At 68.6% G+C, this 25,336-nt stretch carries 26 protein-coding genes; 16 read left to right on the top strand and 10 right to left on the bottom strand.

The genetic code is table 11. The annotated features are described in order from the left end of the window. Positions 1-317: 317 nt before the first annotated feature. The gene (locus tag C8N38_RS00565; protein WP_108022888.1) at positions 318-2,357 is read left to right on the top strand and encodes an ATP-dependent helicase; all 2,040 of its coding nucleotides are present in this window, start codon (positions 318-320) and stop codon (positions 2,355-2,357) included. A gap of 10 nt (positions 2,358-2,367) precedes the next feature. On the opposite strand, the gene C8N38_RS00560 is transcribed toward C8N38_RS00565, so the two are convergent. Beyond that, positions 2,368-2,700, bottom strand: coding sequence for a DnaJ family domain-containing protein (locus C8N38_RS00560; protein ID WP_108022886.1), 333 nt, complete (start codon positions 2,698-2,700; stop codon positions 2,368-2,370). 95 nt (positions 2,701-2,795) lie between these two features. On the opposite strand from C8N38_RS00560, the gene C8N38_RS00555 reads away from it, so the two are divergent. The 3 genes from C8N38_RS00555 to tpiA all read left to right on the top strand — a co-directional run bounded on the left by C8N38_RS00555 (position 2,796) and on the right by tpiA (position 4,510). Then, entirely contained in the window at positions 2,796-3,158 is a 363-nt protein-coding gene (locus tag C8N38_RS00555) for an SUF system Fe-S cluster assembly protein (protein WP_108022884.1), read from the top strand. Between the two features lie 95 nt (positions 3,159-3,253). Next, entirely contained in the window at positions 3,254-3,619 is a 366-nt protein-coding gene (locus C8N38_RS00550) for a HesB/IscA family protein (RefSeq protein WP_108022882.1), read from the top strand. Positions 3,620-3,751: 132 nt separating this feature from the next. After that, positions 3,752-4,510 (top strand): triose-phosphate isomerase, encoded by a 759-nt coding sequence (gene tpiA / locus C8N38_RS00545; protein ID WP_108022880.1) that lies wholly within the window; start codon positions 3,752-3,754, stop codon positions 4,508-4,510. 184 nt (positions 4,511-4,694) lie between these two features. Here tpiA and C8N38_RS00540 read toward each other — a convergent pair whose 3' ends face one another. After that, positions 4,695-5,573, bottom strand: coding sequence for a midas domain-containing protein (locus tag C8N38_RS00540; protein ID WP_108022879.1), 879 nt, complete (start codon positions 5,571-5,573; stop codon positions 4,695-4,697). 195 nt (positions 5,574-5,768) lie between these two features. Here C8N38_RS00540 and infC point away from each other — a divergent pair, with 195 nt between their 5' ends. Both infC and C8N38_RS00530 read left to right on the top strand, forming a co-directional pair. Then, entirely contained in the window at positions 5,769-6,311 is a 543-nt protein-coding gene (gene infC, locus C8N38_RS00535; protein WP_108022877.1) for a translation initiation factor IF-3, read from the top strand. Positions 6,312-6,459: 148 nt separating this feature from the next. Beyond that, the gene (locus tag C8N38_RS00530; RefSeq protein WP_108022875.1) at positions 6,460-7,803 is read left to right on the top strand and encodes a globin-coupled sensor protein; all 1,344 of its coding nucleotides are present in this window, start codon (positions 6,460-6,462) and stop codon (positions 7,801-7,803) included. Between the two features lie 205 nt (positions 7,804-8,008). On the opposite strand, the gene tnpB is transcribed toward C8N38_RS00530, so the two are convergent. The 7 genes from tnpB to C8N38_RS00490 form a co-directional block, all read right to left on the bottom strand. Next, entirely contained in the window at positions 8,009-8,587 is a 579-nt protein-coding gene (gene tnpB, locus C8N38_RS22225) for an IS66 family insertion sequence element accessory protein TnpB (RefSeq protein ID WP_425440006.1), read from the bottom strand. A gap of 726 nt (positions 8,588-9,313) precedes the next feature. Continuing rightward, positions 9,314-10,312, bottom strand: coding sequence for a molybdopterin-binding protein (locus C8N38_RS00515; protein ID WP_108022870.1), 999 nt, complete (start codon positions 10,310-10,312; stop codon positions 9,314-9,316). Next, positions 10,312-11,292 (bottom strand): XdhC family protein, encoded by a 981-nt coding sequence (locus tag C8N38_RS00510; protein WP_108023667.1) that lies wholly within the window; start codon positions 11,290-11,292, stop codon positions 10,312-10,314. The genes C8N38_RS00515 and C8N38_RS00510 overlap by 1 nt, the downstream gene beginning before the upstream one ends. A gap of 117 nt (positions 11,293-11,409) precedes the next feature. Next, positions 11,410-12,024, bottom strand: coding sequence for a DUF6691 family protein (locus C8N38_RS00505; RefSeq protein ID WP_108022868.1), 615 nt, complete (start codon positions 12,022-12,024; stop codon positions 11,410-11,412). Positions 12,025-12,027: 3 nt separating this feature from the next. Beyond that, positions 12,028-12,585 (bottom strand): YeeE/YedE thiosulfate transporter family protein, encoded by a 558-nt coding sequence (locus C8N38_RS00500; protein WP_108022866.1) that lies wholly within the window; start codon positions 12,583-12,585, stop codon positions 12,028-12,030. Positions 12,586-12,905: 320 nt separating this feature from the next. Further along, complete coding sequence (locus tag C8N38_RS00495) at positions 12,906-14,174, bottom strand: vWA domain-containing protein (protein ID WP_108023665.1); 1,269 nt, start codon at positions 14,172-14,174, stop codon at positions 12,906-12,908. Positions 14,175-14,201: 27 nt separating this feature from the next. After that, positions 14,202-15,074 (bottom strand): AAA family ATPase, encoded by an 873-nt coding sequence (locus C8N38_RS00490; RefSeq protein ID WP_425440005.1) that lies wholly within the window; start codon positions 15,072-15,074, stop codon positions 14,202-14,204. A gap of 166 nt (positions 15,075-15,240) precedes the next feature. Between C8N38_RS00490 and C8N38_RS00485 the strand changes: the two genes are divergently transcribed. The 3 genes from C8N38_RS00485 to C8N38_RS00475 all read left to right on the top strand — a co-directional run bounded on the left by C8N38_RS00485 (position 15,241) and on the right by C8N38_RS00475 (position 18,299). Beyond that, positions 15,241-16,455 carry an acyl-CoA dehydrogenase gene (locus tag C8N38_RS00485; RefSeq protein WP_245895464.1) on the top strand — a complete coding sequence of 405 codons (1,215 nt, stop codon included), beginning with the start codon at positions 15,241-15,243 and terminating at the stop codon, positions 16,453-16,455. Between the two features lie 168 nt (positions 16,456-16,623). Beyond that, positions 16,624-17,253: a LysE family translocator gene (locus C8N38_RS00480; protein ID WP_108022860.1), complete on the top strand. Its 630-nt coding sequence runs from the start codon at positions 16,624-16,626 to the stop codon at positions 17,251-17,253. 116 nt (positions 17,254-17,369) lie between these two features. Then, the gene (locus C8N38_RS00475) at positions 17,370-18,299 is read left to right on the top strand and encodes a phosphoadenosine phosphosulfate reductase (RefSeq protein WP_108022858.1); all 930 of its coding nucleotides are present in this window, start codon (positions 17,370-17,372) and stop codon (positions 18,297-18,299) included. A gap of 19 nt (positions 18,300-18,318) precedes the next feature. Here C8N38_RS00475 and C8N38_RS00470 read toward each other — a convergent pair whose 3' ends face one another. Then, positions 18,319-18,525: a DUF1127 domain-containing protein gene (locus C8N38_RS00470; RefSeq protein WP_108022856.1), complete on the bottom strand. Its 207-nt coding sequence runs from the start codon at positions 18,523-18,525 to the stop codon at positions 18,319-18,321. Positions 18,526-18,726: 201 nt separating this feature from the next. Here C8N38_RS00470 and pyrC point away from each other — a divergent pair, with 201 nt between their 5' ends. The 7 genes from pyrC (at position 18,727) to C8N38_RS00435 (ending at position 25,334) form a co-directional block, all read left to right on the top strand. Further along, positions 18,727-19,770: a dihydroorotase gene (gene pyrC, locus C8N38_RS00465; protein WP_108022854.1), complete on the top strand. Its 1,044-nt coding sequence runs from the start codon at positions 18,727-18,729 to the stop codon at positions 19,768-19,770. Positions 19,771-19,843: 73 nt separating this feature from the next. Beyond that, positions 19,844-20,524, top strand: coding sequence for an orotate phosphoribosyltransferase (locus tag C8N38_RS00460; protein WP_108022852.1), 681 nt, complete (start codon positions 19,844-19,846; stop codon positions 20,522-20,524). Between the two features lie 201 nt (positions 20,525-20,725). After that, the gene (locus tag C8N38_RS00455) at positions 20,726-22,222 is read left to right on the top strand and encodes a replicative DNA helicase (protein ID WP_108022850.1); all 1,497 of its coding nucleotides are present in this window, start codon (positions 20,726-20,728) and stop codon (positions 22,220-22,222) included. 77 nt (positions 22,223-22,299) lie between these two features. After that, positions 22,300-23,352: an alanine racemase gene (alr, locus tag C8N38_RS00450; protein WP_108022848.1), complete on the top strand. Its 1,053-nt coding sequence runs from the start codon at positions 22,300-22,302 to the stop codon at positions 23,350-23,352. Continuing rightward, entirely contained in the window at positions 23,349-24,131 is a 783-nt protein-coding gene (locus C8N38_RS00445; RefSeq protein ID WP_108022846.1) for an MlaE family ABC transporter permease, read from the top strand. Before alr ends, C8N38_RS00445 begins: the two co-directional genes overlap by 4 nt. Next, positions 24,128-24,874, top strand: coding sequence for an ABC transporter ATP-binding protein (locus C8N38_RS00440; RefSeq protein ID WP_108022844.1), 747 nt, complete (start codon positions 24,128-24,130; stop codon positions 24,872-24,874). The genes C8N38_RS00445 and C8N38_RS00440 overlap by 4 nt, the downstream gene beginning before the upstream one ends. 22 nt (positions 24,875-24,896) lie before the next feature. After that, entirely contained in the window at positions 24,897-25,334 is a 438-nt protein-coding gene (locus tag C8N38_RS00435; protein WP_215731071.1) for a paraquat-inducible protein A, read from the top strand. Positions 25,335-25,336 lie beyond the last annotated feature (2 nt).

Below are 25,336 nucleotides of genomic sequence, written 5' to 3'. Positions count from 1 at the left end.
CCGCACCGGCCCGAATATCTGTCGTGGCGCCCGTCGCGCCCCATGCCGCCACGCAACCACCGCGGCCGCACCGGACCGGCCGCCAATCCGATCGTTCAGCGCCCGTCCCCGGACCAGCCGCAAATCCAGGCACAAGTCGATCCCGTCCTGTTTCGCCGGTCAAAATTGACGCAGAGTAAATGAAAAAGCGAATCTTGCCCTCACTTCGGGCGGTTCCGAGAGGAACCCCGGCCCGGACAGGACTGCGGCGTCTTTCGGTGTTCCATGATTGTTCCAATCGCGCTAGACTGGTCCGGCAAGAGACGATGGGCAGGGGCATGCTGGATCATGGCGGGCATCTCGCCGGTCTGAACGACCGGCAGCGCGCGGCTGCGAGTCACGGGACGGAGGGTGCGGGGCCGCTTCTGGTCATTGCCGGGGCGGGGTCTGGCAAGACGCGCACCCTGGCGCACCGAGTGGCGCATCTTCTGGCCGGCGGCGCCGATCCGGGCCGGATCCTGCTGATGAGCTTTTCGCGCATGGCCGCGCAAGAGCTGACCCGCCGGGTCGAACGGCTGCTGGCCGGATCCGACCGCGCCTGGCCCGCGGGCGCGCTATGCTGGTCGGGGACCTTCCATGCCACTGGCGCCCGGCTCTTGCGCGAGAATGCGGGCCGACTGGGGATCGACCCCGATTTCGTCATTCACGACCGCGAGGACAGTGCCGATCTGATGAACCTCGCCCGGCATGGGCTGGGCCTCTCTTCGACCGAGAAACGCTTTCCGGCCAAGGGCACCTGCCTTGCGATCTATTCGCGCTGCGTGAATGCGGGCAGCCCGCTGCCCGACGTCCTGGCCGACCGCTTTGCCTGGTGCCTGCCCTGGGAGGACGAGCTGAAACGGCTTTTCGGGGCCTATGTCGCGGCCAAGCAGGCGCAGAATGTGCTGGATTACGACGACCTGCTGCTGGCCTGGGCGCAGGCGATGGAGGACGAAAGCTTCGCGCGCTGGGCCGGGGCGCAATGGGACCATGTGCTGATCGACGAATATCAGGACACCAACCGGCTGCAGGCGCAGATCCTGATGGCGCTGAAACCCGACGGGCGCGGGCTGACCGTGGTCGGCGACGACGCCCAGGCGATCTACGGCTTCCGCGCCGCGACGGTGCGCAACATCCTCGACTTTCCCAAGGCCTTCGAACCGCCCGCCACGGTGATCGCGCTCGACCGCAACTACCGCTCGACCGGGCCGATCCTCGCGGCCGCCAATGCAGTGATCGGGCAGGCGCGCGAGCGCTTTGCCAAGGAGCTCTGGACCGACCGCGCGGGCGGCACCAGGCCGCAACTGGTCACCCTTCCCGACGGCCGCGACCAGGCCCGCCATGTCGCCGGGCGCATCCTTGCCGCGCGCGAGGCGGGGCTGAGGCTGAAGGATCAGGCGGTTCTGTTCCGCACCTCGAGCCATTCGGCCGAGCTGGAAATCGAGCTGACCCGGCGCCATGTGCCCTTCGTCAAGTTCGGCGGGCTCAAGTTCCTGTCGGCCGCCCATGTCAAGGACCTGCTTTCGGTGCTGCGGCTTCGGCAGAACCCGCGCGACCGGGTCTCGGGCTTTCGGATGCTGCAGCTTGTGCCCGGGATCGGCCCGGGCACGGCCGCGCGGGTGCTTGACGCGCTCGAGGCCGCCCCTTCCCCGGCCGAGGCGCTGCGCCGCCTGGCGCCGCCGCCCCGCGCCGCCGCCGACTGGCCCGCGCTGGTCGAGCTGTTGACCGCGCCCGCCGGATGGCCGGACCTGATCGGCGCCGCCCGCGCCTGGTATGCCCCGCATCTGGACCGGCTTCACGAGGATGCCGAAAGCCGCCGCGCCGATCTGGAACAGCTTGAACGGATCGCGGCGGGCTATCCGGATTGCGCCCGGTTCCTGACCGACCTGACGCTCGATCCGCCCGAGGCCACCAGCGCCGAGGCGGGTGTGCCGCTGCGCGACGACGACTATCTGATCCTGTCGACGATCCATTCCGCCAAGGGCCAGGAATGGCGGTCGGTCTTCGTGCTGAATGCGGTCGATGGCTGCATCCCGTCCGATCTGGGCACCGGATCGGAGGCCGAGATCGAGGAGGAACGGCGGCTGTTGTACGTGGCGATGACCCGCGCCAAGGACAGCCTGGCGCTGGGGGTGCCGCTGAAATTCCATGTGACCCAGCAGGCCCGGTTCGGCGACCGCCACCTTTATGCCCGGCGGACACGCTTCATCCCCGACTCGATCCTGAGCCAGTTCGAGCAGGTCTATTGGCAGGACCCGCCCGGCCCCGACGGACCGGCAGATGGGACCGAGGCGCCCCGGCTCGACCTGCGCCGCCGGATGCGCGACATGTGGGCCTGACCCGGCCCGCTCAGAAAGACAGAAACCGGCGCCGCGCCTCTTCGGCGATGGCCTGGCGCATCTGCAGATCGGCCAGTTCGGCCATCGCGGTCTTGCGTTCCGCCGGATCGGTCAGCGAAGCCAGTCGGGCCTTGCAGGCAAGAACCTGCTTTTTCAACGAGATTTCTTCCGGCAGCGCGCCCGCCTCGGCCATGATCCGGAACCCCGCCGCCTCGGCCGCGCCGACGAAGGCATCGCCCGTCCGGTCGGGCAGCGGCTCCCCCTCGCCCGCGAGCCCCTGCAGCTGGCCGCGCGCCTGGGCCTGCAGGATCCGGCGCTCGACCAGTCTGGACATCCACGACATCGCCACTCTCCTTCGCGGCACCAGCCCCCGCATTCCGCCTCTGGACGGCGGTTTCCCCATTCCTTATATAATTGGTAGGAATTACAGGAGCCGCCATGACCGAGCCGCAGGGAAAGCTTGAAGGCACGCCGCTCATCGAGCCCTCAAGCACCGACCATCCGATGTACGACCAGGTCGTCCAAGCCTGCCGTACCGTGTACGATCCCGAGATCCCGGTCAATATCTACGATCTGGGCCTGATCTACACGATCATCATCGATCCCGAGAACGTGGTGCGGATCACCATGACGCTGACCGCGCCCGGCTGTCCGGTGGCGGGCGACATGCCCGGCTGGCTGCAGGAGGCGGTCGAGCCGCTGCCGGGCGTGAACCGGGTCGAGGTCGAGATCACTTGGGACCCGCCCTGGGGGATGGACATGATGTCCGACGAGGCGCGGCTGGAACTGGGCTTCATGTAGCCCGGCCGCGCCGCCTGCCCTTGCCGGTCAGGGTCCGGGCTCTTGCAGGAGGCCCACCGCGCCCTAGCTTGGCCCCGAAGGAAACGAGGTACGCAATGTTCGGCATTCCCGGAAAACAGGCTGTCAGCCTCACCCCCGCCGCGGCGGCGGAGGTCGCGCGCCTGATGGACCAGCAAAACGCCCAAGGGCTGCGCATCGGCGTCAAGAAGGGCGGCTGTGCGGGCATGGAATACACCATGGACTATGTCGCCGAACTCGATCCGATGGACGAGATCGTCGAACAGGGCGGCGCCCGGGTCGCGATCGCGCCGATGGCGCAGATGTTCCTCTTCGGCACCGAGATCGACTACGAGACCTCGCTGCTGGAATCGGGGTTCAAGTTCCGCAACCCCAATGTGGTCGATGCCTGCGGCTGCGGCGAATCGATCAAGTTCCGCGAGACCGACGCCGCCGAGGGCTGATCGCCTCTCCTCCGCATGCTCCGGCCCCGCACTGTCCGGCGCGCCTCGCTTGCGCGGAAAAGGACCGTTCCGCCCGGCCGGGAAATCGCCTAGGAAGGCCGGAATCATCATCAGCGACAAGGGAGTGAGCGCATGCGCAGGAAGCTGGCGGCCGGAAACTGGAAGATGAACGGGCTGAGCGGCGCGCTTGGCGAGGCGGTCGCGCTGGCCGCGGCCCATCCCGCCCCCGGCATCGACATCCTGCTCTGCCCGCCTGCCACGCTGCTCGACCGGATGGCGGATTCGGTCCATGGCTCGAAGGTCGCGGTCGGCGGACAGGATTGTCACCCGCTGGTGTCGGGCGCCCATACCGGCGACATCTCGGCCGAGATGCTGGCCGATGCGGGCGCGAGCTACGTGATCCTCGGCCATTCCGAGCGCCGCGCCGATCACGGCGAGACCGACGCGCTGATCCGCGCCAAGACCGAAGCCGCGCTGGCCGCGGGCCTTGCGGCGGTGGTCTGCGTCGGCGAGACCGAGGCCCAGCGCGACGCGGGCGAGACGCTGGCGGTGGTCGGCGCGCAGCTCTCCGGGTCGCTGCCCGATGCGGGCGTCACCGCCGAGACCGTCGTCGTGGCTTACGAGCCGGTCTGGGCCATCGGCACCGGCCGGGTGCCGACGCTCGAGCAGATCGCCGAGGTGCATGACAGCCTGCGCGCCGCGCTGAAAGACCGCTTCGGCGCCGCGGCCGACGGCATCCGGCTGCTCTATGGCGGGTCGGTAAAGCCCGGCAACGCGGCCGAGATCTTCGCGACCTCGAATGTCGACGGCGCGCTGGTCGGCGGCGCCTCGCTGAAGGCTTCGGATTTCTCGGCGATCATCGCAGCGCTTGAGGCCGCCCCGGCGGCCTGAGGCCGCCCCCGGCAAAGCCGGAGCGGCAAAAGCGACGGAAAGTCCCGAAATCGAAGACCCGTGGCGTTCCGAGACGTGCGCGCGCGGCCTATGCGAAACAGTCGCTGAAACCCTGGCGCGGCCATTGCCGCGACGAGCGCGGGCCGCGAGTGACGCGGCCCGCAGCGGCGGAGCCTGAGCCCGCTCAGTAGCCCAGGGCCGCGCGGATCTGCGCCACAACCGGCGGCACCAGAACCGGCGCGTCGGCCGCGCCCTCGGCTGCGGCGGTCAGCAGTGCCTTCTCGTCCTCTGGAAGATCCGAGGCCGCAATGAGTTCGGCCACCGCTCCGGCATCGAACCCGTCCTCGGTCAGCGCAAAGGGCAAGGCCGTCCCGGCCGCGGATGCGTCGGCCTGCGACCCGGCCTCGGGCGCTTCCGCTTCAGGGCCTTTCCCTTCCGAGGCCGGTTCCGCCCCTCCCGGGTCTGCCGTCTCCGTTGCCTCCGCGCTCTCTCCGTCTGCGCCCTCTTCGTCCGTGCCCTGATCGTCTGCGTCCTGGCCCGCCGCTGCCGGGTCCTCTGCGCCCGCCCCGTCCAGGGCCGGGTCGTCCTGCGGCATGGCGGTATCCGGGGCACGCCCCTCTTCGGGAACCACGGCCTTGACGCTGCCATCGCCCGAACCGACCGCTTCGGTCTCCTCCGGGGTCCCGCCCGCCGCGGGGGCCTCGGCCGACTCGGTCGGCGTCTGCTCGCCGACGCTCATGTCGTCATCGGCCGAGGCCATGCCCGAGTCGGCCTGAGGCCCGGTCGCGGCCTGATCCTCCGGCACTCCGTTATCCTCCGGCGCTCCGACCGGCGCCTCGGGAGCCTGGCCCTCGGCAGGCCCGGGAGCCGCCTCGGCCGCGGGGGCGTCGGCCGCGTCGGGAGCCGCCTCTGCGGGTTCAGGCGTCGCTTCGGGCGCGGCCTCTCCGGATGCGGGGACATCCGCGCTTCGCGCCCCGGGACCGGCCATGTTGCCCAGATACCAAAGGAACCCGCCCAGCCCGAAAGCGGCGAGAATGACGATCGCTGCAAGAGCCTTTTTCATCCTATCCTCCTCTGCCGCCGGAGCGTCCTGCCCCGGCTCTCGCCCCAGAGCTTGTCGCATGCCCCCACCTGCGGCAAACCGGCCCGTCGCCGCAGGCCCAGAGCCTTGCCCGCAGACGGAAAACCGCCTTGAAGCGCGCCCGCCCCGGCGGTAACTTGGGGTCTACTCAATTGCAACGATCCAAGGAGCGACACCATAGCCCGCCGACCTCACAACGCGCCGCCAACGCGCGATACCGGCCCTCGCATCAACGGACGCATCCGCTGCCCGGAAATCCGCCTGATCGGCGCCGAGGGCGAAAATCTCGGAGTCGTGGCCCCCGCCCGCGGCATGGAACTGGCCGAACAGGCCGGGCTCGATCTGGTCGAGATCTCTCCCAATGCCACGCCGCCGGTCTGCAAGATCATGGATTTCGGCAAGTTCAAGTATGAACAACAAAAGCGCGAATCCGAGGCCCGCAAGAAGCAGAAGGTGATCGAGGTCAAGGAAATCAAGTTCCGCCCCAACACCGACAGCCACGACTACGAGGTCAAGATGCGTTCGGTCATCAAGTTCCTCGAGAACGGCGACAAGGTGAAGGTGACGCTCCGGTTCCGCGGCCGCGAGATGGCGCACCAGAATCTCGGGCGCGAATTGCTGGAACGGGTGGCCGAGGACGTCAAGGAAATCGGCAAGGTCGAGAACATGCCTAAGCTCGAAGGCCGCCAGATGGTGATGATGATCGGGCCGGCCAAGTAAAAAAATCCGCCCGTCCAGCGATCGGCCGCCCTTCGGGGCGGCTTTTTCGTTATAATTGTTCTTATCTCGACAAAGGTAACGCGAGGTCAACCGTCGCGGCGGATAGTCCCATCGCATCCGCTTGCGCAACAGGGAGACCGTCAGCGTCATGGCCGAAAAGAAACGTCAGCCGGCACGTCTTTGGGCCTATGGGCTTCAGGGCCAGACACGCGAACGCGTCGCCGAGGTTGGCAAGATCCTGCTGCCGCATCTCGATGCGGTGCTGGCGAGTTTCTATGAAGACATCGCCAATACCCCCGACTGGGACGCGTATTTCACGACCGAAGCGCTGCGCGCACACGCCCGCAAGAAGCAGAAAGAGCACTGGATTCTCATGTTCAGCTCGAACTTCTCGCAGACCTATTTCGAAAGTGCGGAAAAGATCGGCCGGGTCCACCACCGGATCGGCCTGCCGATCAGCCATTACACCGCGGCCTATGCCCGGGTCGGTCTGGCGCTTCAGGGCCTCATCATGGCCGAGGTGCGCAAGAAATCCTTCCTCGGGCGCGGCGACCCGACCCCTTACATGGACGCCCTGTCGCGCGTGCTGATGCTGGATACCGAGGTCGCGAACTCCGGCTTCTTCGCCGCGCAGGCCGAGGAATACGAGACCCGGCTTTCGACGCTGGGCCGCAATTTCGAGGATGACATCGGCCGCATCACCGATGTGCTGTCGGCCTCGATGCGCCGTCTCGACGATGCGGCGGGCACCATGACAACCGAAATCTCCCGCGCCCGGCAAGGCGCCGACTCGCTGTCGGACAACGCCTCGAGGATCGCCACCAGCGCGCAATCGGTCGCCTCGGCGATCGACGAACTGTCTGCCTCGATCACCTCGATCACCCAGGACGTGAACAATGCCGCTTCGGCTTCGGCCAATGCGATGGCAGAGGCCGAGGCGTCTTCGGAACAGGTGGAAAGCCTGCAATCCGCGGCCGAGGAAATCGGCGAGGTGGTCAACCTGATCGCCGAGATTGCCAAGCAGACCAATCTTCTGGCGGTGAACGCCACGGTCGAGGCCTCGCGCGCGGGCGATGCGGGCAAGGGCTTTGCCGTGGTCGCTTTCGAGGTCAAGGCCCTGGCCGAACGGATCAGCCAGGCGACCAGTTCGATCAACGACCGGATCAAGCGGATCCAGTCCGAAACCCAGCTGATGGGCACGCGGATGACCGGCATCAGCGACTGCGTCAGCCGGGTGCGATCCTTCTCGGACAGCATCCGCGTTGCGGTGGCCGAACAGACCCAGGCCGCCCAGCATATCTCCCAGCATGCCGAGTCGACGGCCTCAAGCACCACCGACATGGCCCAGATGATCCACGACGTCTCGCATCGGGTGGAACGATCTGGCGACACGTCCATGGCGCTCAAGGACGCGGTCGGCACCGTATCGGGCGAGGCGGGCACATTGTCGGACAAGGTCCGGAATTTCCTCGTCGCATTGCGCGCCGCCTGAGCGAAGCCGGACCCGTCACGCGCAGGAGCGCGCCAATCGCCGATGCGCTGCCCCCCCCCGGGGCACAGCCGCCTTGCCCCGATCAGGCCTGCCGCAATCGCGCCCGGTCTCAGAGCCAGATGCCCGGTGCGCACGCGCAGATACCGGGCGTCCCGGCTTCAGGGCTGCCGCGGTCCGCATCAGCCCCGAGGACAAAGGCCGCCTGTCAAACATCTGAAAGCAGAGATCCGGTACCCGATCGCCCTCTTTTCGAAAAAGCGGCGCCCGATGGCGCCGGGCGGTCGGTCCAGGCATCTGGTGGATCGGATTGACGATGACCCTGTCCGGCCCTGGCATCCAAGCTTTGCAGACCTATCCATATGGCGCGAGCCCAATGAGGATCTTGGGCCTGCGGGCGAAGTTGCAGGCCGCCATCACGTGCGCGGGGCGGGTGCGGAACCGGCAACAGGGCCATGAGATCGGGCCCGATCATGGACGACAGGGACATGATTTTCCCGGTGACGCGCCGAGCCCCAACAAGACAACGGGGCCCATTCACCTCGCCGCACCCGGTGCCAGCACGCGTGGCGCCATCACCCGCCGCCAGTCGAGGCTCTCGAACAGCGCCCCGGATCGGGCGCGGGGCAGCCAACCCGTCCCGCACCTTCGGCCAGATGATGGACCCGCTCCCGAGGCGTTTGCAGATCGGCACCGGGCCGCTTCCGTTCCAGACGAGGATCTGCAGCCGGTCGCCCCGCGTCGACCGGACCACGACCGTCAGCCCGGAATACGGGTCGAGGCCCAGTTCGTGTCTCGCGCCGTCGCCGCCAGCCCGTCATGCCCCCGTCAGGATCGTGGCAGGCACTCGGATCACCATGTCACCTGTCTCGATCCGATCCCGATAGAATTCCTGCGCAAGGTCCGGCGCGTCGACCACCGACGGCGTGAACTCAGGGAGGCTCAGCGAGCCTGCCGCATCCAACGGAAGCGCAAGCCACCCATCACGGGCCTGCCGGCACCGCGTCGTCAGTTGCGACGGCAAGAGCCGATGCCGCCGAGCGACGTCGCCCACACGAGCCCCGGGCCCGAAGCTCTCCAGGACACTCCGCGCCGTGACCTCCTCCGGCCGGCTCCTCCAGACCATAGAACAGGCCGTCCGCCATTCCGACCTGAACGCCGGGCACGAGGGAAGACGGCACGGCCTCGGATCGCTCAGGAAACCGCAACGCCAAGGGGGGGGGAATCGCTCGCTTTCTGCGGAATGGACCGCGCCATCGAACCAGGGGATCCAACAGCTGGTGCGACGCGGCCGATCCCCGCGTCAGGGCCAAACCAGCGCCTCCGGACACCAAAGACAGAGCGACTTTCCGGCGCGGGGCGGCCGAAGTGCTGCCCCGGACAGACCGATGGCACAGGAGGCCGAGAGCCTTCGCAACCAAAGCGGTCCATGGGCCAATGCCGGCGGTCCGAGGACGTGCGGGCCAGCGCGCAGCCCGCCGCGGGCCGGACTGCAGGCCCGCCCCCCCCGGGCTCAGGCCTCGCGCGGCTGCGGACGCGACGGGATCTCTTTCAGAAGCCCGCCCACCGCCATGTCGGCAATGGCGGCAGCATCGACCTCGATGCCGCAAGCCACCCGCTCCAGCACCCAGTCGGCCCCGTTCAGCGCGGGCGAGCGGGCACAGCCCGGCAGCCCGATCACCGGCCGCCCGCCCTGCGCGCCCAGAAACAAGAGGTTGCCCGGATCGACCGGCATGCCGAACCGTTCGACCGTCCCGCCCGCAAGCCGCACCGCCTCGGGCCCCACGTCGCGCGGGTCCGAGGTGGCAGAGCCGGTCAGGATCAACCCGATCTCGCCCGGCAGATCGGCCAGCGCCGCCGCCATCGCCCCGGCCTCGTGCGGCACGACCCGCACCGCACCGAGAGAAATCCCCAGTGCCTTCAGCCGGGTTTCGACCGCAGCCTCGCCCTTGGCGGTCAGGCCCGGCTTTTGCCCCACCACCTCGGACAGGATCAGTCCCGCCGACCGCCGCCGCACCGGATGCACCCGCAGCGCCGAACGCCCGGCCTCGCAGGCCCGGGCAAGCGCCGCGCCGGGAACGGCATAGGGCAGGATCTTGACGGTGCCGACCAGCATGCCGGGCGCGACCCGGACCAGCGGCGCAAGGGTCGCCAGCGTGATGCCGGAGTGGACCCGATTGATCGCCTTGACCGCCGCGGCGTCGAGCCCGACGACCCCGGGGCCGACCGCGTGCAGGTTCACCCGCCCCCGCGCCGCCGCCCCGATCCGGAGCGCCGCGGCCAAGGGGTCCGGAACCAGCGCCGCCGCCAGCCGCGCCGCCGCAACGTCCTCGGTCACGTCGTCCGGATCGGGGCGCGCGACCGTGACCGAGGCGATCCCCGCCGCGGCCAGCGCCGCGCCATCCTCGGCCGTCAGCACGCGGCCTTTCTGCAGCCGCCGCCCCGCCAGCGTCAGCGAATGCGCCAGGATCGCGCCCTCGGCCTCGGAGGGCGGCACCGGACCGAAACGCATCAGCCCCGCCTCAGCCGCTGGACGATCTCGGCCAGGATCGCGACAGCGATCTCGGCTGGCGATCGGGCTCCGATATCGAGCCCCACCGGCGCGTGGATCGCCGCGATCCGGTCGGGCGTCAGCCCGGCCGCCTGCAACCGCTCGACCCGCCTGGCATGGGTGCGGGGCGAGCCGAGGCAGCCCAGATAGAACGCCTCGGACTGAAGCGCGGCCAGAATCGCCGGATCGTCGAGCTTGGGATCATGGGTCAGGGTCACGACCGCGGTGCGGGCGTCGAGGCCGAGGCCCGCCAGCGCCTCGTCCGGCCAGGCGTCGATCAGGGTCTCGCCGGGAAACCGCGCCTCGGACCCGAAGGCCGGGCGCGGGTCGATCACCACCGGGGCAAAGCCCGCCAGCCGCGCCATCCGCACCAGCGGCTGGGCGATATGGACGGCCCCGACAACGGCAAGCCGCAACGGCGGATTGTGAATCCCGATGAAGGCCGCCCCCTCGAAGCCCGAGCGGTCGGCGCGCATCCGGTCGGCCAGAACCGGCCCGAGCCCCGGATCGCCGGGCTCCGCAAGGCGCCGCGCCCAGCTGTCGGTTTCGACCACATAGGCCACCGCCCGGCGCGCGGCCCGGGCCGCGACCAGATCGGCCAGAAGCGCCTCGGGCAGCGCCGCCCCCACCGGCTCGACAAGCACACGAATGCGGCCGCCGCAGGCGAGCCCCACGGCAAAGGCATCCTCGTCGCTGACCCCGAAGTCAAGCAGGCGCGGGCGGCCGTCGCCCAGCGCCTCGAGCGCCTCGGCGATCACCGCGCCCTCGACGCAGCCGCCCGAAACCGACCCCGCCATGCCGCCCGCGCCCGAAACCGCAAGCTGGCTGCCGACCGGGCGCGGCGCGCTGCCCCAGGTCTCGACCACGGTGGCCAGCGCCGCACCCTGCCCCGTCCGGTGCCATTCCAGCGCGGTCTCGGGGATCGCGTCATGGTCTGCGATCTGCATGGATGGTGCCCTCCCTCGGCCCGGATATTGGGGGGCCAGGCCGCCGGGGGGAATAGGCAAAAGGTGGCGACCCCGCCCGCCAGAGGTCCGGCGGGCGGGGGCCGAGGCCGATCATTCGGCGGGCGCGGCCTTCGCGGCTTCGGCCGCCGCGGCGCGGGCGGCCTTGCGTCCGACGATCCGGCGCGGCAGCAGGATCGCGATCAGGATGAAGGCAGCCCCCATCACGATGCCCGCAAGATCGCCTTGCAGCGCCGGAATCGCGGCCGGGTAATCGGCCCCCGGGATGGCGCCCAGCGTCCATTTCTCGCCGTTCAGAAATCCGATCGAGTCCCAGAAGGGATAGGTGATCATGAAGCCCGCGGCGCCGACGAGCCCACCCGCCACGAAGAACAGCGCGTCGATCCGGCCGACGGCAAGCCCGCAGAGCCCGGTGCCCGGGCAATAGCCCGCGATGGCCCAGCCGAAGCCGAGGATCGCGCCACCAAGCAACACCCCCACATGGACCGCCTTCACCGACATGTGGCCCACATCGACAAGCCCGTAGATCTGCCCCGCGAAGATCAGGATCGAGGCGGTGCCGATGGCCACGAGGATCGTCTTCATCAGGTTGGTATCGGTCAGCGTCAGCATCTTCGCGATCCAGTTCGGGTTCGTGGCCCCGATCCGGTCGAGCATCGCGCCGAAGGCCGCGCCCAGAAGCCCGGCGATGACAAGGGTCATGGTCATAGCTCAGCCCTCCTTCTTCAGAAGCATCATCGCCGTCGGGAAGGCGGTCAGGAACGCCCCGAAGGCAAAGACATAGCCCGAGACCGAGGTCTGCATCATCCCCGACATCATGTGCCCCGAGGTGCAGCCGCCCGCGAGCCGCGCGCCGTAAAGCACCAGAACGCCGCCCGCGAAGGCCAGGACCCAGCGCAGCGGCCAGAAGCCGCCGGTATTGGCGCGGTACATGGCGGGTACGTTGCGCTCGCCCTTCGGCACGGTCGAGCGGATCAGCGAGGACAGGAACGCTCCCACCATCATCGCCAGCACGAAGACCACCGGATAGGTCAGCGGGTTGCCCGCCTCGTCCGCCAGCGCCCCGCCCGATTTCGCCAGATAGGCGTTGGTCGAGGTGAAGCCCTCGGCGGTTTGCGTGACGATGCCCGCGTCGGGCTGCTGGAGGTTCCACAGGATGGCGTCGAGCACCACGAACTGGGTCGAGACGCCGATCGGCTTGGCCAGAAGCACGGCCAGGAAGAACACGATCCCAAGGAGCGGACCGCCAATCTTCCAGTTGAGTGGCATGGGTTTCACCGGATTTCACTCCCCTCATTATATTCTCTGTTTGGAATATAATGACAGCGCCCGACGAGTCGGATCAAGACGGATCGCCTGTGACAAAAACGGGAACGGAAAACGCGAAAAACGCCGTGGGAGGGAGGGCCCACGGCGTTTCACTGACCGGCATCCGGGGAGGGAGGACCCCTTTGATGCCGAAATCCTGTGTTGGGAAAGACACAGGGACTCGCTGCAGGCTTGCTGGCGTCGGCTGGGAACGTTCCGACGCCGCCCGCAAACAGTGACTGTCAGATGTATCTTTCGCCGGGCCGTCACTTTGATCTGGATCAAACCGGTCCGGAATGTCGCATGGCGGCCAGCAGGCGGTCGCGTTCGCCGGTGTCGCGGGCCTCGGAGACGGCGTCGGCAAGCTCTTCCAGCGAGCGGACCGAATGGCCCGCGCGAAAGCAATCCACATGGGGCAACATCGCCTGTATTCCCCGGGCCCTGGGCGCGAATCCGTCCCAGCGCAGAAGCGGGTTGATCCAGATGAGACGGCGCGCCGAGAGATGCAGCCGCTCGATCTCTCGCGACAGGATGTCCGCCTCGTCGCGGTCGAGCCCGTCCGTGATCAGCAGCACCACCGCACCGGTCCCGAGAACCCGGCGCGACCAGTCGCGGTTGAAGGCATGCAGCGCGCTGCCGATTCGGGTGCCGCCGTCCCAGTCGGGGGCCTCGGCCCCGGCCGCGCCAAGCGCCGCGTCGACGTCGCGGGTCGCGAGATGGCGGGTTATGTTGGTCAGGCGGGTGCCGAACGTGAAGGCATGCACCCGCGCCCAGCCCGCACCCCTGGCGTTCGAGACGGCGTGCAGGAAGTGCAGCACCATGCGCGAATATTGCGACATCGACCCCGAGATGTCGCAGAGCACCACCAGATTGGGCCAGCGCGGGCGCCGATTTTTCTGCGAAAAATCGCGGACCTCCCCGCCCGCGCGCAGGGAGGCGCGCATCGTGCCGCGCCAGTCCGGCAGCCGCCCGCGCCGCGCGGCCTGGCTGCGGCGCGATACAAGGGGCGCCACCGGCAGGCGCAGCCGGGCCAGCATCCGCTTCGCCTCGGCGGTCTCGGCGGTGCTCATCTGCTCGAAATCCAGGCTCTTCAGCCGTTCGCGTGCCGACTGGGTGCCGGTCGCGTCGATCTTGATTTCCTCTTCCGGCGCCGGGCCGGACGGATCAGGCAGGTCGCGCGGCACGCCGTCCAGCAGCGCTTCGGCCGCGCGCTTTTCGGCCGGCCGCGCCCGGCGCTCTTCCGCGGCGCCCCGCAGCGCGGGCAGCATCAGGCTCATCATGTGTTCGAGAAAGCGCGGGTCGCGCCAGTACAGCCGGAACACCTGGTCGAAGACCGCGCGATGCTCGGGGCGCGACACGAAACAGGCGGCGAGCGTGTGGTGAAAATCGGCCCGGTCGGTGAAGCCAGCCGCCTCGACCGCGCGAATGGCATCGATGGCCCGGCCCGGGCCGACCGGCAGCCCTGCCCTGCGCAGGGCACGCGCGAAATGAAGGATGTTGTGCGAGAGCTTCCCCTCGTCGGGGATGCCGAGGGCGGGATAGTCGGCCATCTTCATCCACTCCGGGGCGCGGCGGGGTCAGGCGGTCGCAAGTTCGGCCCTCACCGCATCCAGAAGGCGCCGCGCCTCGGAGCCTTCGAGCCGCTGAATGTCGTCCTGGTATTTCAGAAGCGCGCCGATGGTGTCGGCGATCACCTCGGGCGAAAGGCCGATCACGTCGAGGGCGAGCAGGCATTTGGCCCAGTCGATGGTCTCGGCCACGCCCGGTTTCTTGAACAGATCCTCGTTGCGAAGCCGCTGCACGAAGGCCACGATCTCGCGGCTGAGGGTTTCGGCCGCCTCGGGCGCGCGGGCCTGCAGGATCTCGAGCTCGCGGGAGAAATCGGGGTAGTCGACCCAATGGTAGAGGCAGCGGCGCTTCAGCGCGTCATGGACCTCGCGGGTGCGGTTCGAGGTCAGGATGACGATCGGCGGCTCGGCCGCGCGGATCGTGCCGAGTTCGGGGATCGTCACCTGGAAATCGCCCAGCGCCTCCAGAAGGAAAGCCTCGAATGGCTCGTCGGTGCGGTCGATTTCATCGATCAGCAGCACGGGTGCGCCACCGGGCTGCGGCCGCATCGCCTGCAGGAGCGGCCGTTCGATCAGGAAGCGTTGATCGAAGAGTTCGGCCTCGAGCCCGGCGCGGTCGGCACCGCCCGCGGCCTCGGCCGTGCGGATCGCGATCATCTGGGCCGCGAAATTCCATTCGCAGACAGCACTTGCCGCATCGAGCCCTTCGTAGCATTGCAGCCGGATCAGCTTGCGGCCAAGCGCGGCGGCGATGGCACGGGCGATCTCGGTCTTGCCGGTGCCGGGCTCGCCCTCGAGAAACAGCGGCCGCCCCAGCCTCAGCGCCAGAAAGGCCACTGTCCCCAGCGCGCGGCCGCAGACATAGTTCTGGCCCGCCAGCATCGCCTGCACCGCGTCGATGGACCCGATCGCTTCTGCCACCCGCCCTGTCCTCCTCTGTGCCGTTCCGTTTTCGCGCCCGTCCGCCCCCTGCGCCGGGACCGGCGATTGCCCCACCCTGCCCCGCAGGCTATGCCTCGTCCATAAGCCTAAAGGAGGAGGAACGGCCTTGGAGAGCCCGCTGAAACCGAAGGATGCGCCAGAGCTTGCGCGGTTCGACTGGGAGGACCCGCTGCGGCTGGAGAACCGGCTGGACGAGGACGAACGGATGCTGCGGGACGCGGCGCGGGCCTTTGCCCGGGACCGGCTGCAGCCGCGCGTGACCGAAGCCTTCCGGAACGAGACGGTCGAACCGGGGCTGTTCCGCGAGATGGGCGAGGCCGGGCTGTTGGGGGTGACGCTGCCCGAGGCCTATGGCGGGCTCGGGGCCTCTTACGTGACCTATGGCCTTGTCGCGCGCGAGATCGAGCGGGTCGATTCGGGCTATCGCTCGATGATGTCGGTGCAGTCCTCGCTGGTGATCTATCCGATCTACGCCTACGGCTCGGAGGCGCAGCGCCAGCGCTATCTGCCGGGGCTGGCGCAGGGTACGCTGATCGGCTGTTTCGGGTTGACCGAGCCCGAGGCCGGGTCGGACCCGGGCAGCATGAAGACCCGGGCCGAGAAGACCGCCACCGGCTATCGGCTGACCGGCACCAAGACCTGGATCTCGAACGCGCCGATGGCCGATGTCTTCGTGGTCTGGGCGAAATCCGAGGCCCATGGCGGCAAGATCCGCGGATTCGTTCTGGAAAAGGGCATGGCGGGGCTTTTGGCCCCGAAGATCGAGGGCAAGCTGTCGCTGCGGGCCTCGCCCACGGGCGAGATCGTCATGGACGGGGTCGAGGTCGGCGAAGAGGCGCTTTTGCCCGGGGTCGAGGGGCTGAAGGGGCCGTTCGGCTGTCTGAACCGGGCGCGCTACGGCATCGCCTGGGGGGTGATGGGCGCGGCCGAGGCCTGCTGGCATGCAGCGCGCGCCTATGGGCTCGACCGCCGTCAGTTCGGCCGCCCGCTGGCCGCGACGCAGCTGTTCCAGAAGAAGCTTGCCGACATGCAGACCGAGATCGCGCTGGGGCTGTCGGCCTGCCTGCAGGTCGGGCGGCTGATGGACGAGGCCCGCGCCGCGCCCGAGGCGATCAGCCTGATCAAGCGCAACAATTGCGGCAAGGCGCTGGAGATCGCCCGCGCGGCCCGCGACATGCATGGCGGAAACGGGATTTCCGACAGCTATCCGGTGATCCGCCACATGGTGAACCTCGAGACGGTGAACACCTACGAGGGCACGCATGACGTGCATGCGCTGATCCTCGGCCGGGCGCAGACCGGGCTGCAGGCCTTTTTCTGAGGCCCCGAGGCCCCGTCTGACGGCCGGGATCTTGCACGCCGGGGGCTCTGCCCCCGGACCCCCGGGGTATTTCAGCCAAGAAGAAGGGACAGGCCCTTCGCCGCGCTGGGTTTCGGGCTGAAACCGGCGTATGTGGAAGCCGTGCCTTTTCGTGCAGGAGTGCCCGCAATGCCCTTGGATCTGTGGTTTGCCTTTGCCGTGGCTTCGGCTCTTCTTTTGATGAGCCCGGGGCCGACGGTCCTGCTTGTGCTGAGCTATGCCCTGAGCCAGGGCCGGCGGGTGGCCGTGGCGATGGCCCTGGGTGTCGCGCTGGGCGATCTGATCGCGATGACCGCCTCACTGGCAGGCCTGGGCGCGCTGGTGCTGGCCTCGGCCACGCTGTTCTCGGTGCTGAAATGGGTGGGGGCGGCCTATCTGGTCTGGCTCGGGGTCAAGCTTTTGCGGAGCCGTCCGGCGGCACTGGAAGAGGAGAGCGGCGGCGTGCCAGAGCAGCGCCCGGCCCGGGCGATTTTCGCCCATGCCGCGCTGGTCACGGCGTTGAACCCGAAATCGATCGCGTTCTTCATCGCGTTCGTTCCGCAATTCCTGCGGCCCGAGGCGCCGCTGGCGCCGCAATTCGCAACGCTGATCGCCACATTCGTCGGGCTCGCCGCGCTGAACGCGCTGAGCTATGCGCTGCTGGCCGACCGGCTCAGGGCGCAGATCCGGCGGCCTTCGGTGCTGCGCTGGATGACCCGGGCCGGGGGGGGCGCGCTGATCGGCATGGGGGCCCTGACCGCGACGGCGGCGCGCAACTGACCGGCCCCGGGGCGATTTTCCGCTGACCGGACGCCGTGCCGCGCAGGTCCGCGAAAAACGCGCCTTTCGGACGCCGCAACTTGGCTTTAGGCTTCCCCACGGTTGTAGAGGTGGGCATGAAGGACCGGTTCGCGAGCGAGAGCGAGACAGGCCGCTGGCACACGTTGCTGGACCGGTCCGGCACGGGGGCGTGGGTCAAGGCGCTTGGCCCCGACCATGCTGCCGTCTGGGCGGCAGGGGGTGGCACGCTTCTGGTCACCTTCGAGCAGGCCCGCGAGATCCTGACCGGAGCGACCGCCGGCCACACACTGGCCGCCCAGCTGGCCGAGCCCGCGGGCTGGTCGCGCCTGACCCTGGTGGCCCATGGCGCGACCTGGTTCCGCGACGCGGCGGTTTACGACTTCTTCGACGAGCGCGTCGATTCCGAGTTCTTCGACGCGTTCGACCGGGTGGTATTTTACGGGGCGGGGATGTGCGGCTATGCGGCCTGCGCCTATTCCGTGGTGGCACCGGGAGCGGCGGTCGTCGCGCTGGCCCCGCAGGCCACGCTGGACCCCGCGCGGCTGGACTGGGACCGGCGTTTTCTGATGGCCCGGCGGCGCGACTTTGCCTCGCGCTATGGCTATGCCCCCGACATGATCGAGGCCGCCTGCTGTGCGGCGATCCTCTACGACCCGGCGCAGACGCTCGACGCGATGCATGCCGCTTTGTTCGACGGGCCGAACGTGATGCGGCTGGCCGCGCCCTATTGCGGCGACGCGCTCGAGGCGCATCTGTCGGCCATGGCGGTCCTGCCGGAACTGATCGACGCGGCCGGCGAGGGTCAGCTGACGGCCGAGGTCTTTTTCCGGCTTTTCAGGGCGCGGCGCCAGCATGCCCCCTATCTTGCGGCCCTTCTGGACCGGCTTGACAAGTCCGGCCGCACCGATCTGGCGCGTGGCGTTCTGCGCCATGCAAGCCATGTTGCCGAGCACGAGCACCTGACCGGCGCACGCACCGATCTGGACCGGCGGCTGCGGCGCCACCGGCCGGATGTGCCGGTCTGAGCGACCGACCGGCCGCAGATCAGAGGTAGAAGCGGTCGCTGAAAATCCGGCGGATCACGTCCTGCCGGGTCAGCCCCCGGGCCGCCAGATCCTCGTCCGAGATGGCGTTAAGCTTTTCCAGCGCACGGGTGCGCGGGTGGTTCTCGACGATGCGGACCATGGCCGCGATGATCGAGGAAACGAGCGAGCCGCGCGGGCCCGCCACATGAGTATTCGCGAGTGCCATTTGGAAACTCCTGTTCGCGTACAGACGTTCCCTCCCATGCCGCCAAGATAGGACAGCATCCGTGACTTTTCCATTGACGGATGGGAAGCCCCGCCTTGCGTCAGGCGCTTGGCTCAGGTGCGGCGCGCGGCGCCCCGAGGCCGCAAGCCGACCGCGATCGGTACTGGAAAGCGCCCGGGCGATTGTGTATCGCCCTGCCCCATGACCCAGAGCCTCACGATCCGCCGCCCCGACGACTGGCACCTGCATCTGCGCGACGGTGCCATGCTGGCGGGCGTGCTGCCCGAATCCGCCCGCGACTTCGCCCGCGCCATCGTCATGCCCAATCTGGTGCCGCCGGTGGTGACCGGGGCCGAGGCCGCCGCCTATCGCGACCGGATCCTTGCGGCCCTGCCCGAGGGCGCGCGCTTTGCCCCGCTGATGACGCTGTACCTCACCGAAAGGACCGATCCCGAGGATGTGGCCCGCGCCCATGCGGCAGGGCTGGTGACGGCGGTCAAGCTCTACCCCGCCGGGGCGACCACCAATTCGGCCTCGGGCGTGACCGATTTCGACAAGGTGCGCGGGGTCCTGGACAGGATGGCCGAGATCGGCTGCCCGCTCTGCGTCCATGGCGAGGTGGTCGACCCCGAAATCGACATCTTCGACCGCGAGGCGGTGTTCATCGACCGGGTGCTCGACCCGATCCGCCGCGCGGTCCCGGGTCTGAAGGTGGTGATGGAGCATATCACGACCGCGGACGGGGTCGATTACGTGCGTTCGGCCGAGGCGGGGCTTGGTGCGACGATCACCACCCATCACCTGATCATCACCCGCAACCATATCCTGGTGGGCGGGATCAAGCCGCATTACTACTGCCTGCCGGTGGCCAAACGCGCGCGCCATCGCGACGCGCTTGTCGCGGCCGCGACTTCAGGCGATGCCCGCTTCTTTCTCGGGACCGACAGCGCGCCCCATGCCGACCCGGCCAAGGAATGCGCCTGCGGCTGCGCGGGCGTCTTTTCGGCCACCAACACGCTGTCCTGCCTCGCCGAGGTCTTCGAGCGGGCGGGCGCGCTCGACCGGCTCGAGGCTTTCACCTCGCTGAACGGCCCCGCCTTCTACGGCCTGCCGCCCAATGACGACCGCATCACCCTGATCCGGGGCGCCGCGCCCGTCGCCTATCCCGCGCGGATCGAGACCGGGGCCGGGCCGGTAACGCTGTTCGATCCGGGTTTCGATCTGCACTGGCGGGTCGCGCGGTGAGCCGCGCATTTTTCGCAGAAAAATCGCCGGGGCGGGTCGCGCCGCTCCGGCAGGACACGGAGACGCTTGCGCCATGATCCCCACCGCCTTCCCCGACAAGTCCGAAATCGCCCGCCTCTCCGCCCGCATGCTGCTGGAGATCGGGGCGGTGCATTTCAACGCCGAAACGCCCTTCACGCTTGCCTCCGGCCTGCCCTCGCCCACCTATATCGACTGCCGCAAGCTGATTTCGTTCCCGCGGATCCGCGCCACGCTGATGGACTTCCTGACCGTCACCGTCCTGCGCGACGCGGGCTTCGAGGCCTTCGACTGCATCGCGGGCGGCGAGACCGCGGGCATCCCCTTCGCGGCCCTCGTGGCCGAGCGGATGGCCCTGCCGATGACCTATGTCCGCAAGAAACCCAAGGGCTACGGCCGCAACGCCCGGATCGAGGGCGTGATGTCCGAAGGCGACCGGGTGCTTCTGATCGAGGACCTGACGACCGATGGCGGCTCGAAGATCAGCTTCGTCGACGCGATCCGCGACACCGGCGCGGTCTGCGGCCATACGGCGGTGATCTTCTATTACGGGATCTTCCCCGAGACCGAAAAGACGCTGGGCGATCACGGCATCCAGCTGCATCATCTCTGCACCTGGTGGGACGTGCTGGCCGAGGCCCGCGCCCAGGGCGCCTTCGACGCCGCGACGCTTGCCGATGTCGAGTCGTTCCTGACCGCGCCCCGCGCCTGGCAGGAGGCGCGACGCGAGGTTTAGGCGCAAACCCGCTTGTCTGACGCCGGAAATCCTTCAGCCATCCGGCGAAAGACCCCGACTGGAAACCATATCTTGACGCAACCCGACCTTGACCCGCAAGATTCGGGTCGGGAAGTTATCCACAGGCAATCCACAGGTTTACCAAGATTGCCGTGGCCGCGGACGAGGGTCTAAAACCCGGCCGCAGGGAGAGAAGCAAAGATGAATCAGGTCAGAACAATTCGCCCCGAAGGCGAAAAAGACGACGACACGACCGGCCTGCCTCACAATATCGAGGCCGAGCAGCAATTGCTTGGCGCGATCCTGACCACGAACGATATCTTCGACCGGATCGCGTCCATCGTCCAGCCGCAGCATTTCTACGATCCGGTCCATTCCCGGATCTTCGAGATCGCCGCCAACCGCATCCAGAAGAACCAGCTGGCCTCGCCGGTCACGCTGAAAGCCTTCCTCGAGGATGACGAGGGGCTGGCCGAACTGGGGGGGCCGGCCTATCTGGCGCGGCTTGCGGGGGCTGCGATCTCGTCCTTCGCGGCGCGCGACTATGCCCAGATGATCTATGATTTCTGGCTGCGCCGCGAGCTGATGAAGCTTGGCGCCGAGATTTCGGACAAGGCGGCCAAGGTCGACATCGCCTCTGAGCCCGCCGCCCAGATCGTCGAGGCCGAACAGGGGCTCTACAAGCTGGCCGAGAAGGGCCAGTCGGAAACCGGCTTCCAGTCCTTCCTGCGCGCCGTCACCGATGCCGTGAAGGTCGCCAACGCTGCCTATCAGCGGGATGGCGGGCTTGCGGGCGTCTCGACCGGGCTGACCGATCTCGACAAGAAGCTCGGCGGGCTGCACCGCTCGGACCTTCTGATCCTCGCCGGGCGGCCCTCGATGGGCAAGACCTCGCTTGCGACCAACATCGCCTTCAACATCGCCCGCGCCTACAAGCGCGGCACCCTGCCCGACGGGTCGGTCGGCGCGGTCAATGGCGGCGTCGTGGGCTTCTACAGCCTCGAGATGAGCGCCGAGCAGCTCGCCGCCCGGGTCCTGTCCGAAGCTTCGGAAGTGCCCAGCGAACAGATCCGCCGCGGCGACATGACCGAGGCCGAGTTCCGCCGCTTCGTCAATGCCGCCAAGGAGCTCGAGGCCTGCCCGCTTTACATCGACGACACCCCGGCCCTGCCGATCAGCCAGCTCGCGGCCCGCGCCCGGCGGCTGAAACGGACCCACGGGCTCGATGCGTTGTTCGTCGACTATCTCCAGCTCGTGCGCCCCGCCACCGCCAAGGACAGCCGGGTGAACGAGGTCTCGGAGATCACCCAGGGCCTGAAGGCCATCGCCAAGGAATTGGACATTCCCGTCGTCGCGCTGTCGCAGCTGTCGCGGCAGGTCGAAAGCCGCGAGGACAAGCGGCCGCAGCTGTCCGACCTGCGGGAATCGGGCTCGATCGAGCAGGATGCCGACGTCGTGATGTTCGTGTTCCGCGAGGAATATTACAAGGAACGCGAGAAACCCAGCGATCATGACCTCGAAGGCATGGCGCGCTGGCAGGAGGCGATGGAAAGCCTGCACGGCAAGGCCGAGGTCATCATCGGCAAGCAGCGTCACGGGCCCATCGGCTCGGTCGAGCTGAGCTTCGAGGGCCGCTTCACCCGCTTTGGCAACCTCGTCAAACCCTGGCAACAGGGACAGGCGGTCGAGGGCTTTTGATCGCCCCGGACGCGGGCGGGCCGAACCGGGGCCATTCGGCTCTTGACGCGGCCCGCGCGCGTGGCACAACAGCGGCCATGGCTACCGGAACACTCACGATCGATCTCGACGCGCTCGCGCGCAACTGGAAGGCGCTCGACCGCGCAAGCGGGGCGGGCGTGGAAACGGGGGCGGTCGTCAAGGCCGACGGCTACGGGCTGGGCGGCGAGCGCGTCGCCCGCGTGCTGGCCCAGGCCGGCGCCCGGCGCTTCTTCGTCGCCGCCGCCGAGGAAGGCGCCCAGATCCGCAACGCGCTGGGACCGGGGCCGCAGATCTGCGTGTTCTCGGGCCATATGCCGGGCGATACCGACATGATCGGCGATCTCGACCTGGTGCCGATGCTGAACTCGGTCGACCAGCTCACCCGCCACATGGAGGGCCTGCCGGGCCGTCCCTTCGGCATCCAGCTCGATTCGGGGATGAACCGGCTGGGTCTTGAACCGGCCGAATGGGCGGCGGTGCGCGACATCGTCCTGGCCGCGGGGCCGGTCCTGATCATGAGCCACCTCGCCTGCGCCGACGAACCCGGGCACCCCGCGAACCTGCAGCAGCTGACCGCCTTCCGCGAGATGACCGACGGCTGCGGCGTGCCGCGGTCGCTTTCGGCGACGGGCGGCGTTCTGCTGGGGCCCAACTATCATTTCGACGTCACCCGCCCGGGCATGGGCGTCTATGGCGGGCTGCCCTTCGCCGAGGCCGAGCCGGTCGTGGGCCTGTCCTTCCCGGTGATCCAGACCCGCGAGGTCCAGCCCGGCGAAAGCATCGGCTACGGCTACACCTACACGGCCGCCGAACGGCGCGTCGTCGCGACCGTCACCGCGGGCTATGCCGACGGCATGCACCGCGCGCTGTCCAATCGTGGCCAGCTCTGGTTCGAGGGCACGCCCTGCCCGATCCTGGGACGGGTGTCGATGGACCTCATCACGGCCGACATCACCCATCTGGGAACGGTCCCGCCCGCGCTTGACCTGCTTTGCCCCGAACAGGGGGTGGACGCGGTCGCCGATACCGCCGGGACCATCGGCTACGAGATCATGACCGCGCTCGGCCGCCGCTATGCCCGCCGCTATGTCGGCGGTGCGGGCACATGATCCTGCTGAACCCCGTCGGCGCGCTCGGGCGTGCCGTGCTGGGCGGGCTCGCGGCCGTCGGGCGCCTCGCGCTCTACCTCGGGGCGACGCTTTACGCGATGGTGCGCCCGCCCTTCTATTTCCGAGAATTCGGCCATGCGGTCTGGGTGATCGGCTATAACAGCCTGCCCGTCGTCGGGCTGACCGCCATCTTCACCGGCGCGGCGCTGGCGCTGCAGATCTACGAGGGCGGCTCGCGCTTCAATGCGGGCCAGGTCGTGCCCTCGATCGTCGCCATCGGCATGGCGCGCGAGCTGGGTCCGGTGATGGCGGGCCTGATGGTGGCCGCGCGGGTCTCGTCCTCGATCGCGGCCGAGATCGGCACGATGAAGGTCACCGAACAGATCGACGCGCTGGTCACGCTCTCGACCGACCCGATGCGCTATCTGACCGTGCCGCGCGTGCTGGCGGCGACGGTCACCGTGCCGGTGCTGGTCGCGGTCGGCGATTCCATCGGCATCTTCGGCGGCTATCTGGTGGGCACCCAAAGCCTCGGGCTGAACGCCGCCGCCTATTTGCGGAACACCGCCGATTACCTGGAAATCTGGGACGTGACCTCGGGTCTGGTGAAGGGCGCGGCCTTCGGCTTCCTGATCGCGCTGGTCGGCTGCTATTTCGGCATGAATTCGGGCCGCGGCGCCCAGGGCGTGGGGGCCGCCACGAAATCGGCCGTGGTCGCAGCCTCGGTGCTGGTGCTGGCCGCCAACTACATTCTCACAACCCTGTTCTTCGCCGCATGATCGAGCTTCGCGACATCCACAAGGCCTTCGGCCGGAACCATGTCCTGAGGGGCGTGACCCTGACCGTCCCGAAGGGCGAGAGCATGGTCATCATCGGCGGGTCGGGCACCGGCAAGTCGGTGCTGCTGAAATGCATCCTCGGGCTGGTGCGGCCCGATGCGGGCCAGATCCTCATCGAGGGCGAGGATGCGTCGCGCGCCGAACGCGAAGCGTTCCTGGCCCGCTTCGGGATGCTCTTTCAGGGCGGCGCGCTGTTCGATTCCCTGCCCGTCTGGCAGAATGTCGCCTTCCGGCTGATGCGCGGCGCCACCAAGCGGCCCAAGGCCGAGGCCCGCGAGATCGCCATCGAAAAGCTGCGCCGGGTCGGGCTGAAACCCGAGGTCGCCGATCTTTTCCCGGCCGAGCTGTCGGGCGGCATGCAGAAACGCGTGGGTCTGGCCCGCGCCATCGCCGCCGACCCCGAGATCATCTTCTTCGACGAACCCACCACCGGGCTCGACCCGATCATGGCGGGCGTCATCAACGAGCTGATCCGCGAGATCGTGGTCGAGATGGGCGCGACCGCCATGACCATCACCCATGACATGAGCTCGGTCCGGGCCATTGCCGACGATGTGGCGATGCTGCATGGGGGCGTGATCCAGTGGACCGGGCCGGTCGCCGACATGGACCACTCGGGCGATCCCTATCTCGACCAGTTCATCCATGGCCGCGCCGAAGGCCCCATCGAGGCGGTGCGGTGACGGTCCGGCCGTGACCCTTCGGCTGCTGCGCCTCGCCAATCTGGCCCTGCTGATCCTCTTCCCCATCGCCTGGGCCGCGCCCTTGCTGCGCGCGGGGCTTCTGCCGCTGTTCGGGATGTCGGAAATCTCGGTGCTGTCGGGGCTTGCCTCGCTTTGGCAGGCCGACATCTTCCTCGCGCTGCTGGTCACGCTGCTGGCGCTGGTCGCCCCCTTCGCCAAGACCGTGGGGCTGGCGCTGATCCAGTACGGACTGGCCTCGCCCCGGCTGCTGCCCGCGATCCATGTCATGGGCAAGCTCGCGATGGCCGATGTGTTCCTGATCGCGATCTATGTCGTGGTCGCGAAAGGGGTGGGCCTCGGCCGGGTCGAGACCGCCTGGGGGCTTTACCTCTTCACCTTCTGCGTGCTGGCCTCGCTGGCATTGTCGAGCCTGACGGCCCGGGTGCTGAACCGGGCCTGACG

Origin of the sequence: Rhodovulum kholense (genome assembly GCF_003053725.1) — a bacterium.
In the GTDB taxonomy this organism is placed as follows: domain Bacteria; phylum Pseudomonadota; class Alphaproteobacteria; order Rhodobacterales; family Rhodobacteraceae; genus Rhodovulum; species Rhodovulum kholense.
The sequence above is the reverse complement of the archived record's forward strand: the minus strand, read 5'-3'. Positions and strand labels throughout refer to the sequence as shown.